11 protein-coding genes and 1 tRNA gene are annotated in these 13993 nt (G+C 71.2%); 6 read left to right on the top strand and 6 right to left on the bottom strand.

Features of this window, described 5'->3' with window-relative positions:
* Positions 1 to 68 precede the first annotated feature (68 nt).
* The gene (locus ACYVOO_RS00845) at positions 69 to 1433 is read left to right on the top strand and encodes a tyrosine-type recombinase/integrase (protein ID WP_461013737.1); all 1365 of its coding nucleotides are present in this window, start codon (positions 69 to 71) and stop codon (positions 1431 to 1433) included.
* A gap of 144 nt (positions 1434 to 1577) precedes the next feature.
* Here ACYVOO_RS00845 and ACYVOO_RS00850 read toward each other — a convergent pair.
* The 4 genes from ACYVOO_RS00850 to ACYVOO_RS00865 form a co-directional block, all read right to left on the bottom strand.
* A tRNA-Ser gene (locus ACYVOO_RS00850) sits at positions 1578 to 1665 on the bottom strand.
* 197 nt (positions 1666 to 1862) lie between these two features.
* Positions 1863 to 2861, bottom strand: coding sequence for a hypothetical protein (locus tag ACYVOO_RS00855; protein ID WP_461013738.1), 999 nt, complete (start codon positions 2859 to 2861; stop codon positions 1863 to 1865).
* A 49-nt stretch (positions 2862 to 2910) separates the two neighbouring features.
* Positions 2911 to 3084 (bottom strand): hypothetical protein, encoded by a 174-nt coding sequence (locus tag ACYVOO_RS00860; protein ID WP_206969986.1) that lies wholly within the window; start codon positions 3082 to 3084, stop codon positions 2911 to 2913.
* A 237-nt stretch (positions 3085 to 3321) separates the two neighbouring features.
* Positions 3322 to 5028 carry a S1C family serine protease gene (locus tag ACYVOO_RS00865; protein WP_461013739.1) on the bottom strand — a complete coding sequence of 569 codons (1707 nt, stop codon included), beginning with the start codon at positions 5026 to 5028 and terminating at the stop codon, positions 3322 to 3324.
* A 201-nt stretch (positions 5029 to 5229) separates the two neighbouring features.
* Between ACYVOO_RS00865 and ACYVOO_RS00870 the strand changes: the two genes are divergently transcribed.
* The 3 genes from ACYVOO_RS00870 (at position 5230) to ACYVOO_RS00880 (ending at position 8121) form a co-directional block, all read left to right on the top strand.
* On the top strand, positions 5230 to 6066 hold the full coding sequence (locus tag ACYVOO_RS00870; protein WP_461013740.1) for a glycerophosphodiester phosphodiesterase: 837 nt from the start codon (positions 5230 to 5232) through the stop codon (positions 6064 to 6066).
* Positions 6067 to 6332: 266 nt separating this feature from the next.
* Complete coding sequence (locus ACYVOO_RS00875; RefSeq protein WP_461013741.1) at positions 6333 to 6842, top strand: ATP-binding protein; 510 nt, start codon at positions 6333 to 6335, stop codon at positions 6840 to 6842.
* A 307-nt stretch (positions 6843 to 7149) separates the two neighbouring features.
* Positions 7150 to 8121: a DUF5926 family protein gene (locus ACYVOO_RS00880; RefSeq protein WP_461013742.1), complete on the top strand. Its 972-nt coding sequence runs from the start codon at positions 7150 to 7152 to the stop codon at positions 8119 to 8121.
* A gap of 234 nt (positions 8122 to 8355) precedes the next feature.
* Here the strand turns inward: ACYVOO_RS00880 and ACYVOO_RS00885 are convergent, their stop codons facing one another.
* Together ACYVOO_RS00885 and ACYVOO_RS00890 are read right to left on the bottom strand one after the other, a co-directional pair.
* On the bottom strand, positions 8356 to 9072 hold the full coding sequence (locus ACYVOO_RS00885; RefSeq protein WP_461013743.1) for a hypothetical protein: 717 nt from the start codon (positions 9070 to 9072) through the stop codon (positions 8356 to 8358).
* Positions 9073 to 9383: 311 nt separating this feature from the next.
* Positions 9384 to 10166, bottom strand: coding sequence for a bifunctional DNA primase/polymerase (locus ACYVOO_RS00890; RefSeq protein ID WP_461013744.1), 783 nt, complete (start codon positions 10164 to 10166; stop codon positions 9384 to 9386).
* A 721-nt stretch (positions 10167 to 10887) separates the two neighbouring features.
* On the opposite strand from ACYVOO_RS00890, the gene ACYVOO_RS00895 reads away from it, so the two are divergent.
* Both ACYVOO_RS00895 and ACYVOO_RS00900 read left to right on the top strand, forming a co-directional pair.
* Positions 10888 to 12333 (top strand): PP2C family protein-serine/threonine phosphatase, encoded by a 1446-nt coding sequence (locus ACYVOO_RS00895; RefSeq protein ID WP_461013745.1) that lies wholly within the window; start codon positions 10888 to 10890, stop codon positions 12331 to 12333.
* A 184-nt stretch (positions 12334 to 12517) separates the two neighbouring features.
* On the top strand, positions 12518 to 13957 hold the full coding sequence (locus ACYVOO_RS00900) for an aminopeptidase P family protein (protein WP_461013746.1): 1440 nt from the start codon (positions 12518 to 12520) through the stop codon (positions 13955 to 13957).
* The last annotated feature ends 36 nt before the right edge of the window (positions 13958 to 13993 follow it).

The raw sequence follows: 13993 nt of genomic DNA on the forward strand, positions 1-13993 counted from the left end.
GAACGACCAATGGGGCCCGTCGAACGGCGGGCCCCATCTTCTGTGGGAGAGATATGCAGTCGTATGACGTGCGCTTCTGGAACGTGCGTCGGCGGAACAGCAAGAGCGCGCCGTACCAAATTCGCTGGTTCGTGGACGGAGAGGAGTTTCAGGAACCGTTCGTCACGAAGACCCTGGCCGAGGCCCGCCGATCCGAACTGCTGACAGCCGCTCGCAGCGGCGAGGCATTCGACGTGGAGACCGGTCTTCCCGTGAGCGAGCTGCGCAGGCTGAACCGCACCACCTGGTACGAGCACGCTCGGCACTACGTGGACATGAAGTGGCCCGGGGCTGCGGCCAAACACCGGGCCAGCATCGCCGAGAGCCTGACCCTGGCCACAGTGGCGCTCTGCCCGGAGGCAAAGGGGCGACCGGACGAGGCACTGCTTCGCCGGGCGCTGTATCAGTGGGCTTTCAACGCCGGGCGGCGCAAGACCGACCCGCCGCACGACGAGGCAGCAGCTCTCAGGTGGGTGGCCAAGCACTCACCGCCCCTCAACAACCTCGACAGTGCTCAGCGAATGCGATCAGTACTGGACGCCTTGGCGAAGCGCCTGGACGGCAAGGCGGCAGCGGCAAACACGGTGAAGCGTCGCCGGGCCGTGCTGAGCAACTGCCTCCGCATCGCCGTCGAGCGGGAGCTGCTGCCCAGTAACCCTCTGCTGCGCGTGCACTGGGAGACGCCCAAGGCGGTTGAGGAGCTGGACGAACGCAGCGTCGCCACACCAGCCCAGGCCCGTTCGCTCCTGGTCGCCGTACGTGAGCAAGGACCACGGGGTGAGCATCTGGAAGCCTTCTTCGGCTGCATGTACTACGCGGCGATGCGCCCGGAAGAGGTCTCCGTGCTCAGTAGGTCTCAGTGCACCCTCCCTGACGAGGGCTGGGGTCGCCTGGATCTGGCGGGGGCGCGTCCCCAGGTCGGCTCCGCATGGACCGACGACGGCAAGCCGTACGAGGAGCGCGGGCTGAAGCACCGGCCGCGCCGAGCAGTGCGGCCCGTTCCGATCCCGCCGGTACTGGTGGCCCTGCTTCGGGCCCACATCGACCGCTTCGGAACGGGGGAAGACGGGAGGCTCTTCTCGGCTGTTCGCGGCGGGCCGGTCAGGTCGCAGGAGTACGGCGCGGTCTGGAAAGAGGCGCGAAAGCGTGCTCTGACCCCGGAGCAGGCGGCCTCACCGCTGGCGCAGATCCCGTACGACCTGCGGCACGCGTGCGTGTCCTTCTGGCTCCGGTCCGGGGTGAGCCTCGCTGAGGTCGCGCGGCGGGCCGGACAGAGCATCGCCGTTCTTCAGCGCTACTACGCGAAGGTGCTGGACGGCGAGGAAGCCCGCATGAACGAGCTGATCGATCAGGGCTTCGCGGAGCAGGAAGAGAGCGACGAGAGAGCGTCGTGATCACCGCATTTCTTGGCCGCAGGTTGGCCGCACGCGCTGGTCAGGACTGAGACAGACGGGAACGGGGTGAGACAGGCCGACCGCACGAAGGGCCGCCCGGCGAGACCGGGCGGCCCTTGTGACCTGCTACTTCGTTCACCTGTGCGGAGGCGGTGGGATTTGAACCCACGGTGAGGGATCACCTCACGACGGTTTTCAAGACCGTTCCCTTCGGCCGCTCGGGCACACCTCCCCGCGCCACCCCCGTCAGGAGCAGCGCCCGACCAGGGTAGCGGCTCGGTGAGGAGGAGCGGACCGGTGGCCCGTATCCGGTGGCGGGAGGCGTGGCGGCCGGGTCGCCCGCTCAGGGGGTGCCCCGGCCGTCATGCGCCGTTGCCGATGGCCGGCCATCGGCCGACGTGCCCGTTCAGGGGCCCTTCGCAGGCCCGGTCACCAGGTCAGGAGGCGGTCGTGGCCGGAGGTCAGGGTGCCGGAGGAGAGGATGATGTCGAGGTGGTGGTTCGTGCTGCGTGCCCCGTCGGACTCCGCGGTCTCGGGCAGCTCCGCGCCCAGGCCGATGTGGATACCGAAGTGGCGCTCGGTCCAGTGGTACGCCGCCTCGTGCGCCCGCGCCGCCGCGATCACCGCGCGGGACTGGCCGACCCCGAGTTCGCCGACCTGCCGCAGCCCCGGCAGCCTCGTGAGAGCCTCCTCGAGGTCCGCGCAGAGCGGCTTCCTGTTGCCGGACACGCCGACGATCTGGCCCTTGTCGAACGTCAGCGTCAGATCGCCCGGCCGTACGGCCCCGTACTTGCGGCCGAACGGGACCGTGCCGATCACCCAGCCCTCGACGGCGAGTTCGCCGTCCGCTGACCGGGGGAGGCAGGCGACTTCACCGCTGGGCAGTACGTAGTCGTCCGCTTCGAGACCGCTGTACGAGACCCATTCGCTGCCCGAGCAGTCGAAGACGACTCGGCTGGAGGGCTTCGCGGAGTCCTCGGAACCCTTCGGACCCGGTTGTTCCGGTCCCTGATAGACCAGTTCCGAACTGCCCTGAAGCGCTTCCTGGATATCGTTGCAGCGTTCCAGAACGGCGTGCGGGTCCTCCGCGAACAGGGCGGCGAAATTCTCGTCCCATACGTCGACGAGGAGCTTCAGCCGCGTGACCCGCCAGTCGGCGAAGTGCTCCATCGTGTCCTTGTATTCAGGGAAACGACGGGCCACTGTCGCCCGCTTCACATGGAAGCCGAGGAAGCCGACGTCGGGAGTTTTCTTGTAGCGGAGGGCGATTTCCTCTGCCTTCTCGGGAGGCGTTTCCCCCAAGACAATCGTTTCCGTGGAATCCAGCCGCTCCCGGACCGCCTCGGCGATCCGCTCCTGCGCGGCCGGCTCGTGAACGATGACCCAGTGCGTGATCGAGCGCGGGAGGTAGGCGATGAGATGATCCACCGCCTGGCCCCACGCTTCTGAGGTGCCGGTCAGCATCCGCTGGGCTCGGCTACACCCACTTGACTTCTTCGGTCCATATGACGTCGGGCCGACCGTCGTGCCGCACCTTGGGTTTCGGCGGACCGTCGGTCATGAATTCCGTCAGATCAAGGTCGGGCATGACCATGTCGACGGGGAGTTGGGAGTCGCGTTCGGCCTGTTCGGGGGTTGCGAGAGTTCTCACTCTTGTCCCTCCTGTCCTGTTGGACTCAACAGTTCTCAAGGCTGCCGCCCTCCTCGAAACCTGTCAACACCACCTTGTTTCACGGGAGTTGGGGAGTGAGGGATTTCCGCCAGGGCGCCCGGCCAGGTTCCGGGCAGGGAGGTGCGGGCGCGCGAGCAGGCCCCGCTTCCGCCCCGCCCCCAAGCAGGGGCGGGGCGGAAGCGGCGGCACGACGCGGTGTGCGGCGATCCCGATCCGCTAGTCGTCGCCCTTCTTCGAACCGAGCGTGACGTCCACCGTGTGCTCCTGGCCGCCGCGCTTGTAGGTCAGCTTGACCGTCTCGCCCGGCTCGTGGGTCCAGATGGTGCCGATCAGCGTCGGGCCGCTGTCTATGACCGTGTCGTTCAGCTTGGTGATCACATCGCCGGACTTCAGACCGGCCTTGTCCGCCGGGCCGCCCTCGGGGATGGCGGCGGAGCCGCCCTCGCCCTGATCGGCGATCGTCGCGCCGTCGCCGCTCTCGCTCAGCTCGACCGTGGCACCGATGACCGGATAGACGGGCTCACCGGTCTTGAGGAGCTGGCCCGCGACGCGCTGTGCCTGGTTCACGGGGATGGCGAAGCCCAGGCCGATGCTGCCGGACTGCGACTCGCCGCCCATGCCGCCCCCGCCGCCGCTGGGCTGAATGGCGGAGTTGACGCCGATGACCGCGCCCTCCGCGTTCAGCAGCGGGCCGCCGGAGTTGCCGGGGTTGATGGACGCGTCCGTCTGGATGGCGCTCATGTACGACGCGCTGCTGCTCTGGCCGTCGCTGGAGGCCACGGGGCGGTTCTTGGCGCTGACGATGCCCGTCGTGACCGTGCCGGAGAGGCCGAAGGGGGCGCCGATGGCGATCGTGGCATCGCCGACCTGCACCTCGTTGGACTTGCCGAGCGGCAGCGGGTTCAGCTTGCGGTCGTCCGCGTTCTTGAGCTTGAGGACCGCGATGTCATAGCCCTGGGCCTTGCCCACGACCTCGGCCGAATACTTCTTGCCGTCGGAGAACGTGGCCGTCAGCTTGCCGCCGTTTGCCGCGCTGGCCACCACGTGGTTGTTGGTGAGGATGTGGCCCTGCTTGTCGTAGACGAAGCCGGTGCCCGTGCCTTCCTCGCTGCCGCCCGCGGCGTTGATCGTCACGACGCTGGGCAGCGCCTTGGAGGCTATGCCCGCGACGGACTTCGGAGAGCGGTTGAGCGTCTTCGGATCCGAGTCCGAGGAGATGGTGGTGGAGCCCCCGCCGTCACCGCGCTCCGCCGCCACGAAGCCGAGGCCGCCGCCGATGCCGCCCGCGACGAGCGCCACCGCGATGGCCGCGGCGATCAGACCGCCGGAGCGCCGCTTCCTGCCCGGATCGGGCGCGGGCGGGGCAGCCCACGGGTTGTGCGGGTCACCAGGGCCGCCGGGCCCGCCCGGACCACCGGGGCCGGGGCCCCCTGGGCCACCCGGACCGCCTCCGTACGGCGGCATGCCGCTGCCCGCGCCCCACTGCGCGGTGTCCCCGACGCCGGGCGCGCCAGGCGCTCCGGGCGAGCCGGGAACGGGCGGCGGCGGCGCGTGCCCCATCGGCGCGGCCGGGGGCTGCTGGGGAGGGGGAGGCGTGGCGTCTGGCTCGGGCTTGCTCATGACGGGGCCGCCCTGCCCCGCTCCGTCCGCGACGGTGGGCGCGGAGGCGGGGAGCGGAGGCGTGCCGGGCACGCCGGGCGCGGCATCCGCACGCGCGGCGCCGGTACCGCCCGTGCCGCCGCTGCCGCCGCTGCCGCCGGAGGACTCGGCGGGGCCCGGAGCCGCCGACGCCTGGGCGGCGGCCCCCTGGAGGTCGGTCGTCCTCTCTGTCCTCTCTTCGGAATCCCTGTCCGGCACCGCAGGGGGCGTGGGTGTCGGCCCCACCGCCGGTGTGACGGCAGCTCCCTCGTTCTCGGTGCTCACAACTCTCTCCTCAGGTACACGACATCGCAGGGACGGAGGTTCATGTATTCGGGTATCCGTACACAGCCTTTCCCATGGCGTGTCAGACGGGCGTAAGTCGTCGCGCGCCTGTGGACTGTCATCCTTTACGCCACACGTACTGAGCGCATCCGCAGCGGGCCCACGGGGCAGCCATCCGGGTCCCGGTGGCACGATAACCCGGTGAGCTATGAGATCCGCCCGGGGTCACGGGCCTCTCCTTCCCGCCCGATCTCCGTCATCGCGCACCGCGGCGCGTCCGACGAGGCACCGGAACACACCCTCGCCGCCTACCGCAAGGCCATCGAGGAGGGCGCGGACGCGCTGGAGTGCGACGTACGGCTCACCGCCGACGGCCATCTCGTCTGTGTGCACGACCGCCGTGTGAACCGGGTGTCCAACGGCCGGGGCGCCGTATCGGCGCTGGAGCTGGCCGAGTTGGCCGCGCTCGACTTCGGCTCCTGGAAGGGCGGCCCCGGCACCGACCAGTACGAGTCCCCGGACAGCGAGGACTCCGAGCGCACCTCCGTACTGACGCTGGAGCGGCTGCTGCGGCTCGTGGCCGAGGCGCCGCGCCCGGTGGGGCTGGCGATCGAGACGAAGCACCCGACGCGCTGGGCGGGCCACGTCGAGGAGCGGCTGCTGGCGCTGCTGGCGCGCTCGCCCGTGACCTCGCCCGTACGGATCATGAGCTTTTCCGCCCGCTCCCTGCACCGGGTGCGATCGGCGGCGCCGCACATTCCGACCGTGTTCCTGATGCAACTGCTGCTGCCGCGGCACAGGGACGGCAGGCTGCCGCCCGGGGTGCGGATCGCCGGGCCCAGCATCCGCATCCTGCGCGCGCACCCGGAGTACGTGGAACGCGCGCACCGCGCGGGCAACGAGGTGCACGTATGGACGGTGAACGAGCCGGGGGACGTGGAGCTGTGCGTACGGCTCGGCGTGGACGCGGTGATCACCAACCGTCCGCAGCGGGTGCTGGCCCAGCTCGCCGAGGCCGGGGCCCGGGACCCGGGCTGAGCCCGCGCCGCGGGCGTATGCGTGAGTGCGGAATTCCCGGGCACTTTCCGCACGTGACCCCATGTGCCGCGAAGAGTTTCATCCCGCACTCACCTGGAGTGCACCGGCGCATTCGCTCCGTATTCGATCGTTGCGAATGCGTCAAGAGACTATGGATGGCCGGTTTCCGATCCACTTCATGGGGGCATTCATCCCACTGGCGTGGGGCAAAGGAGGTCTCGGGGGTGGCGTTGGTGGTGGCACAGGAGGTGCCTACTTCGTCGACCATGGCCGTGCTCCATGGTCCGGCGGGCGTGGGAGCGGCGCGGCGCAGAATGCGCGAGGAACTACTCGCGAGCGGTGCGCCGGATCCGGTCGTGGAAGACGCGGTGCTCATTCTTTCCGAACTGCTCAGCAATGCGTGCCGGCACGCACGGCCGCTGAGCGAGGACCAGTGCATCCGCGCGGCCTGGAGCCGCGACACAAAGGGCGAACTCACCGTCTCCGTCACGGATGGTGGCGGTCCGACCCGACCACTTCCAGCCACTCCGTCGGTGACGGCGCGTGGTGGCAGGGGCCTCGCCATCATCACGGCCCTCGCCCGTGACTGGGGTGTCGACGAAGAGGTCCACGAACTGCCCGACGGCATGGGTGACGGCGACGAGGCCAAGGGCGTGACCGTCTGGGCCGTGCTGGCCTCCGAGAACGGGTTCGGCGACGGCTACGACAGCGGCAACGGCAACGGCTTCGCCGACAGCCTCGGGTTCGACCTGGCCTCGATCGACGAGCTGCGCTAGGGGAGCACCGGGCGAGCCGCACCGGGAGCGACGGTCGCCGTGTCCACGCGCGCCGTCGCTCACCGTCGCCCGTACCGCGCACCCTCCCGGCGCGAATCCCCCTCTCCGACGCGCCCCGCCCCTCCCGGCGCGGCCTCGTGCGGCCCCGCGCGGACACGGTGCGTGCGCACAGCCCCGCCCCACCCCCTCCCCCTCGGGCCCGGCACCCGGCGCCCGACACGTCCTGCCGGAGTACGGGAGGGCTCAGCGGCTAGGCTCGCGGCGACACTTCGAACCGTCCGTCCGCAGACCTGGAGAACCGCACGCCATGGCCAAGAAGCGCCGACCGCAGACCAAGGCAGCGACGCCGCAGCTCGTCGACGGGGAGGTGCCCGTCGTCGGCGCGCGCGAACCGTGTCCATGCGGCTCGGGCCGCCGATACAAGGCGTGTCACGGGAGGGCAGCGGCCCACGCCGTGACCGAACTGGTCCACCGCCCCTTCGAGGGGCTTCCCGGCGAGGCCGACTGGGTGGCGCTGCGCGAGCTGGTGCCCGCCGCGACGGTGGAACTGACCCTCAAGGACGGGCTGCCGGAGGGCGTGCCCGTGGTGAAGCTGGCGACGGTGCTGCCCATGGCGTGGCCCGCGCTGCGCCGTGACAACGGCGAGGTGCTGCTCGGCCTCCAGAACGACACGGCGTCCGGCGACATCAGCCGCGACCTCGCCGACACCCTCCAGCGCGCGCTGGCCGCCGAGCCGGGTTCGCCCGTCGACACGGGGCGCCCCGCGCCGGACGGGCCGCGGCTCCAGGACCTTCTGGACTTGGAGGCTCCGTTCGCGCCCGAGGTGCACAGCGGCTTCGAGTTCTGGGTGGAGGACGCCGAGCAGGCGGCCACGGGTGAGGTCGCGGCCTCTCTGGAGCGTGCCAATTCAGCCGCCATCCCGACGGCCCGGCTGAGCGGCGTCGAGGGGGCCTACTGGTGCGAGACGCCGGAGAAGAATCATCTGCGCTGGGTGATGACGCACCCCGAGGAGCGGCTTCTCGACGCACTCGCGCGGCTGCACGCGGCGGGCGGATCGTCGCTGGGAGACGACACCCGGCTGGTCGGCTCGTTCCGCGCGCACGGCCTCACGGTGCCCGTCTGGGACCTCCCCAGCTCCATGACCTCGGAAGACTGCGAGAAGCCCGCGGCGGCGTTCGCGGAGAGGCTGGCCGAGGCGCTCGAGTCGACGGCCCCGCTGACCGCCGACGAGCGCAAGGCGCGCAGCGGGCTCGCCAACCGTCAGGTCACTCTGAGCTGACGAGGAATTGAGAGTTCCGCAACGGTCCTGCGGAGAAAATGTGACCGTGACTCGCGTCACATTGGGGTCCGAACTGCCCATACTCACAGGTAAATCGGCGTCCGGATCTGCGCGATCGAATTTGCGAACAGCCGATCTCTTGTTACCTTTTTAGGAGCCCGGTCGCTGGTGCATCCCCCGTCGCCAGCGACCGGGTTCTTTGCTGCCCGGAACCCCGTTCGTGGTTCAACTTCCTTACGGCGCCGACGAGTTGCTCCCGGAGCGCAGCAGCAGCCGCTCCCCGTCGGGCGAGCCGATCTCCAGCACCGCCGAGTACGCCGGACCCCCGCCTTCGCGACCACGCTTCCCCGCGCGCTCCGCGCCCCTCGCGTCGCGCACGCCCTCGCGCGTCCGCTCACGGGGCGTCTCGCAGATGCCGGGCTCGTCGGAGGCTCCGTCCAGTTCGCAGGGCACCTGGACGGAGCTTCCGTCGGGCCGCATGAGGGTGAGCACTCCGCTGAGGGGCCCGTTGGTGGCGTTCCTGTAGTACGAGCGGGCCCAGATCTCACCGCCCTCGGAGACGACACAGGTCTGGGCCTCCACGCCGTCGGGCGAGGCGAGTTCGGGCCCGCACTCCGTCACCGTCTCCTCTCCCGCGCTCTCCCCCGCACCGTCCACGTCCCCTCCGGGCCGCTGAGCGCCTCCCTGAGCGCCCCGCGCACCATCGGGCTCCCCCGCACCGCGCGCGGGCGTACGCGACGACGAGAGGGACGCGGGGGAGGCGTCCGGGGGCGACGACGGGGGAGCGGACACCTCGGGGTCGCCGGAGGACGACGCCCCCGAGGACGGCGCGGGGCCCGCCGTCGCCGCCGCGAGGGGCAGCGCTGCGGCGAGCGCCACCGTGCTCGCCAGCGCGATCAGACGGAGGCGCGCGCCACGCTGCTGGCTGGCGCACTGCTGCGGCTCATGCATGACGGGACCCACCTGCGACTCACGGGGACGGACGACGGAAACGCCCGGGACGAAGCGGCCGGCCACTGAGAGGGCCGGGAACGCGGGGACGGTAGGGCGAAGATATCGGGGCAGACGGGGCCACTCCGGACGGCGAACGCCCGTTTCCCGTACAAGACAGGGCCGCTCCAACCCGTACGAGTGAAGGGCTCGCGCCGTCGGCGCGAGCCCTTCATTTCCCGTGTCGCGTACGCGACGTGCCCGCGAGGGCCGTCACCCGCTCACGACGTCACACTTGGCGACGTCACACCTCACGACGCCGCACGCGGCGCTCAGTACGCGAGCCTGCTGCCCGTGTCCGGGGCCGTCGCGCTCGCCTCGACGAGCACGTCGAGCAGGGTCTCCATCCGCGGCAGCCACGGAGCACCGCCGCCCGCCGTGCCGCCCGCACGGCGTTCAGCGCGTCCTGCCGCGCGCCCGGCGCGCGCGCTTTCGGGCTCCCGCTCCCAGCGGACCTGACCGGCACCCGTGGGCGAGGGGGGCAGTGCGACATAGCCGCCCTCGCCGTGGAAGCGCAGCGAACTGGGCACCCAGTCGTGCGCGTAGAGCAGTTCGCCCAGTTCCTCCAGTTCGTACGGCTCGACCAGGAACGAGAAGCGGGTCAGCGTCGCGGCGACGGGGCCGACGCGCACCCCCAGCCGGTCGAAGTCCGCCAGGGCCTGGACCCCCGCCGCTGCCGGGAGGCTGAGCGCGCACGGCGCGCTGCCGCCCGTGGCAAGGATCAGGGGGGCCATGGGCCGGTTGGTCCACCACCAGCGCACCATGCGCGCGTCGGTCGTCGCCGCCAGCAGTACAGGGTCGAAGGGGTGGGCACCCGGGACCGCGCACTCGGGGTCGGGACAGGAACAGGCCGGTGCCGGCACCGGTGCCGGGGAGGTCGCGGGACCGCCTTCCGGAAGGTCCTGTTCGGACTGGCGTTTGGACGGGGCGGGGGACGGGGAGGACGGGAGGGCCGCGCCAGGGACGACGGGCCAGTGCCACTGGGTGGCACAGGTGAGCGCCGCGTTGCGCAGCGTTGACCGGGTCATGCGTCGCCTTCCGAGGATCTCGCGCATATGCGCTCGTTCCTTTCCGTAAACGCCAAGGGGTCGTCTCGTCAGAGATCGTCTAGCCCATCACACCACGTAGATCTTCAGTGACTGCGCGTAGAGAACAGCGCATCATGCCGTAGGCCGAGCGTGGAACATGGCGGGGGGTGGCGTGCGCCTGGCGCTTGCGCTCCGTACCGCCACTCGTGCGTGGTGCTGCTTGAACTGCGCCTGTCCTGCGTGATGCTTTCCCGCCAGTACGGGGGTGGGTCATGGCCACCGCATCTATAGACGCTGAGTGTTCCCACCGGGTTCCGTACCCGCGACAGCCGCGCCAACCCTCCCGACCAGCAGCCTCAAGAGACGTTGGTGCGTGTGGGTTTGCGGAATGACCCCCAGTCGACAGCAAATATCGCTTCACAGGGGCTGTTTTCCGCCAACCTCGAACACTACCGGCCTGCCCGCGTGAAGTCATCGGCGTCACATGGACACCATCGGCCTCGTAAGGACAATGCTGGACATCCCGACATCGAGCCGTGTACATCTGGAACCATTGATAGCGGAGCAGCATGACATGGGGGTTTGCGATGCTATTGAGAGAAATGAACTGCTGTGAAAGCCCGGGCGCATGAGCCCCCCGAGGTCACCGAAAGTGGCCGGAATCCAACCCGCAATTTCTCCGCCGTCGCAGACTGCGCCCGCTCCGGGCGGCCCCCCTGTGGAGCCCCTCGCCGCCGCTCAGGACCGCATGGCCGAGTCCCTCACCGATCTGACGTCGCTCCACGAACTCACCGAACGGCTCGCGCGCACCGCGACCCTCGATGACGCGCTCCACGAAGTGCTCCGCGCCGGAGCCGCCCTGGTCGGGGCGCGGCGCGGGATGATCGCGCTCGAGGCGTCGGAGCGCGCGGGGCCCGAGCGCACCGTCGGACTCGGTCTCGGGCGCGCCGACCTCGGCCACATCGAGACCGTCCCGCGCGGCTCCGCCTCCCACGCCCGCCTCCTCGACGGACTCGCAGACGACCTCCCCGCCATGCCGGGCGGCTCCACGCGCACCGCCTCCGGAACCGTCGCCGGTATGCACCGTCGCACGGGACACGCACCGCACGCTCCCGGCACGCACACCCCCGGCGCGGACGGTTCCGTATCCGCACCCGCGTCCGCGTCCGCATCCACGTCGGCCCCCGTCGCCCCTGCCCCCGGAACCGGGCACGCGCCGAGCCCTGAGATCGTCCACCCCGACATCGCCGCGGACCGCGCGCTCGACCCCCGTCACCGCGAGGTCGCCGCGCGCCTCGGGTGCGCCGCGAGCTACGCCGTCCCCCTCGCCACCGGGCTCGCGGGCCGCATCGCCGCGGCCGTCTGGCTCTACGACGAGCCCGCGCGCCCCACGGAGCGGCAGCGCCACCTCCTCGGCCGCTATCTGCGGCAGGCGGCCGAACACCTGGCCCACCACCTCGACCTGGACCGCGCCCGCCACGACGTGGCCGCGCTGCGCGAGGAGCTGCTGCCCAGCAGGCTCCCGCGCGTGCCCGGCGTGCGGCTGGCCGTGCGGCACAGGAGCGGACCGCGCGGCGGCGGCGACTGGTACGACGCGCTGCCGCTGCCCGAGGGCGCCCTCGGACTCGCCGTCGGCGGGGTCAGCGGGAGCGGGCCCGGCGCGATGGCGGCGATGGCCAGGCTGCGGGCCTCCCTGCGCGCGTACGCGGTGATGGAGGGCGAGGATCCCGTCGCGGTCCTCTCCGATCTGGAGCTGCTGCTGCGGCTGACGGAGCCGGCGCGCTCGGCGACGGCGCTGTTCGCGTACGCGGAACCCGCCTCGCGCAAGGTGACCGTCGCCGGGGCCGGGCACTGTCCGCCGCTGCTCGTGGGGCCCGCGCGCACGGAGTTCGTCGAGACCACGCTCTCGGCGCCGCTGGGCATGCTCGCCTGCTGGGAGGCGCCCAGCGCCGAGCTGTTCCCGCGCGAGGGCGAGACGCTGCTCCTCTACAGCGACGGGCTGCTGCACCGCACGGGCGCCCCCATGGACCGGGCCCTCGCCCGGCTGCACGCTGCCGTCGCCTGCGCGCCTCCCGTGGTGCGCACGGAGCCGGAGGCGCTGACGGAGCATGTGCTGCGCACGGTGCTGCCCGACGGGCTCGCCGACCAAAAGGACCACCCGGAGGACGTCGTCCTGCTGGCCGCCCGATTCTGACCCCGCTGCCCCCGCTGCCCCTCGCTGGCCCCCACTGCCCCCGTTGCCCTCACTGTCCCCCCGCTGCCCCCATTGACCCGCCGCGCCGTTCTCTGCCGGAAACGTCACAGGTGCGCGGCCCTGGACCAGCCTCCGCTCGCCCATACGATGGAAGGCGGTCTTACACCATCCAGAGGAGGCAGACGTGGCGGACGCCGCCGACGAACAGGCGATCAAGCAGCGGAAGAACGGCCTGTACTCGGGCGTCTCGGACGAGCTGGCCGAGAACATGAAGACCGGCTGGGCCGACACGGAGCTGCGTGACCTGGAGCCCGTGCCCCAGGCGGAGCGCACAGCCGAGCGCCGCGCCCGCCTCTCCGAGCGCTTCCCCGGCGAGCGGCTGGTGATCCCGTCAGGCAACCTCAAGACGCGTTCCAACGACACGGAGTACGCCTTCCGCTCCGCCGTCGAGTACGCCTACCTCACCGGTGACCAGACCGAGGACGGCGTCCTCGTCATGGAGCCCGCCGAGCGGGGCGGCCACGACGCCACGCTCTACCTCCTCCCCCGCTCCGACCGCGAGAACGGCGAGTTCTGGCTCGACGGCCAGGGCGAGCTGTGGGTCGGCCGCCGCAACAGCCTCGGCGAGGCGGCGCAGCTCTACGGGATGCCCTGCGAGGACGTCCGCACCGTCGCCGACGTGCTGCGCGCCGCCACCGGGCCCGTCCGCGTCGTGCGCGGCCACGACGCGGGGGTCGAGGCGGCGCTGACGGACAAGGTGACGGCGGAGCGCGACGAGGAGCTGCGGGTCTTCCTCTCCGAGCTGCGGCTGGTCAAGGACGCGTTCGAGATCGGCGAGCTCCAGAAGGCGTGCGATTCCACCGCGCGCGGCTTCGAGGACGTCGTGAAGGTCCTGGACCGGGCCGAGGCCACCTCGGAGCGGTACATCGAGGGAACGTTCTTCCTGCGCGCCCGCGTCGAGGGCAACGACATCGGCTACGGCTCCATCTGCGCCGCTGGCCCGCACGCCACCACCCTGCACTGGGTGCGCAACGACGGCCCGGTCCGCTCGGGCGACCTGCTCCTGCTGGACGCGGGCGTGGAGACCCACACCCTCTACACCGCCGACGTCACCCGCACGCTCCCCGTCAACGGCCGCTACACCGACTTCCAGCGCAAGATCTACGACGCGGTGTACGAGGCCCAGGAGGCGGGCATCGCCGCGGTGCGCCCCGGCGCCGGGTATCTGGACTTCCACCACGCGGCACAGCGTGTCCTCGCGACGAAGCTGGTCGAGTGGGGTCTGCTGGAGTACGACGTCGAGAAGGTCCTGGAGCTGGGCCTCCAGCGCCGCTGGACCCTGCACGGGACGGGCCACATGCTCGGCATGGACGTGCACGACTGCGCCGCCGCCCGCCGCGAGACCTACGCGGACGGCACCCTGGAGCCGGGCATGTGCCTGACGGTGGAGCCCGGCCTGTACTTCCAGGCCGACGACCTCACCGTCCCCGAGGAGTACCGCGGCATCGGCGTCCGCATCGAGGACGACATCCTCGTCACGGAGGACGGCAACCGCAATCTGTCGGCCGCGCTGCCGCGCACCAGCGCCGACGTCGAGGACTGGATGGCGCGGCTGCGGTCATGAGCCGCGCGCACGGGCGGTGAGGCGCCGCTCCAGGGC

The sequence above is a fragment of the Streptomyces daliensis genome, assembly GCF_054782395.1.

Excerpts from the sequence above, each read along its gene's own strand:
- ACYVOO_RS00885 (WP_461013743.1), bottom strand. The coding sequence starts at position 9,072 with ATGCATGAGCCGCAGCAGTGCGCCAGCCAGCAGCGTGGCGCGCGCCTC.
- ACYVOO_RS00890 (WP_461013744.1), bottom strand. The coding sequence starts at position 10,166 with ATGCGCGAGATCCTCGGAAGGCGACGCATGACCCGGTCAACGCTGCGC.
- ACYVOO_RS00895 (WP_461013745.1), top strand. The coding sequence starts at position 10,888 with ATGGCCGAGTCCCTCACCGATCTGACGTCGCTCCACGAACTCACCGAA.
- ACYVOO_RS00880 (WP_461013742.1), top strand. The coding sequence starts at position 7,150 with ATGGCCAAGAAGCGCCGACCGCAGACCAAGGCAGCGACGCCGCAGCTC.
- ACYVOO_RS00875 (WP_461013741.1), top strand. The coding sequence starts at position 6,333 with ATGGCCGTGCTCCATGGTCCGGCGGGCGTGGGAGCGGCGCGGCGCAGA.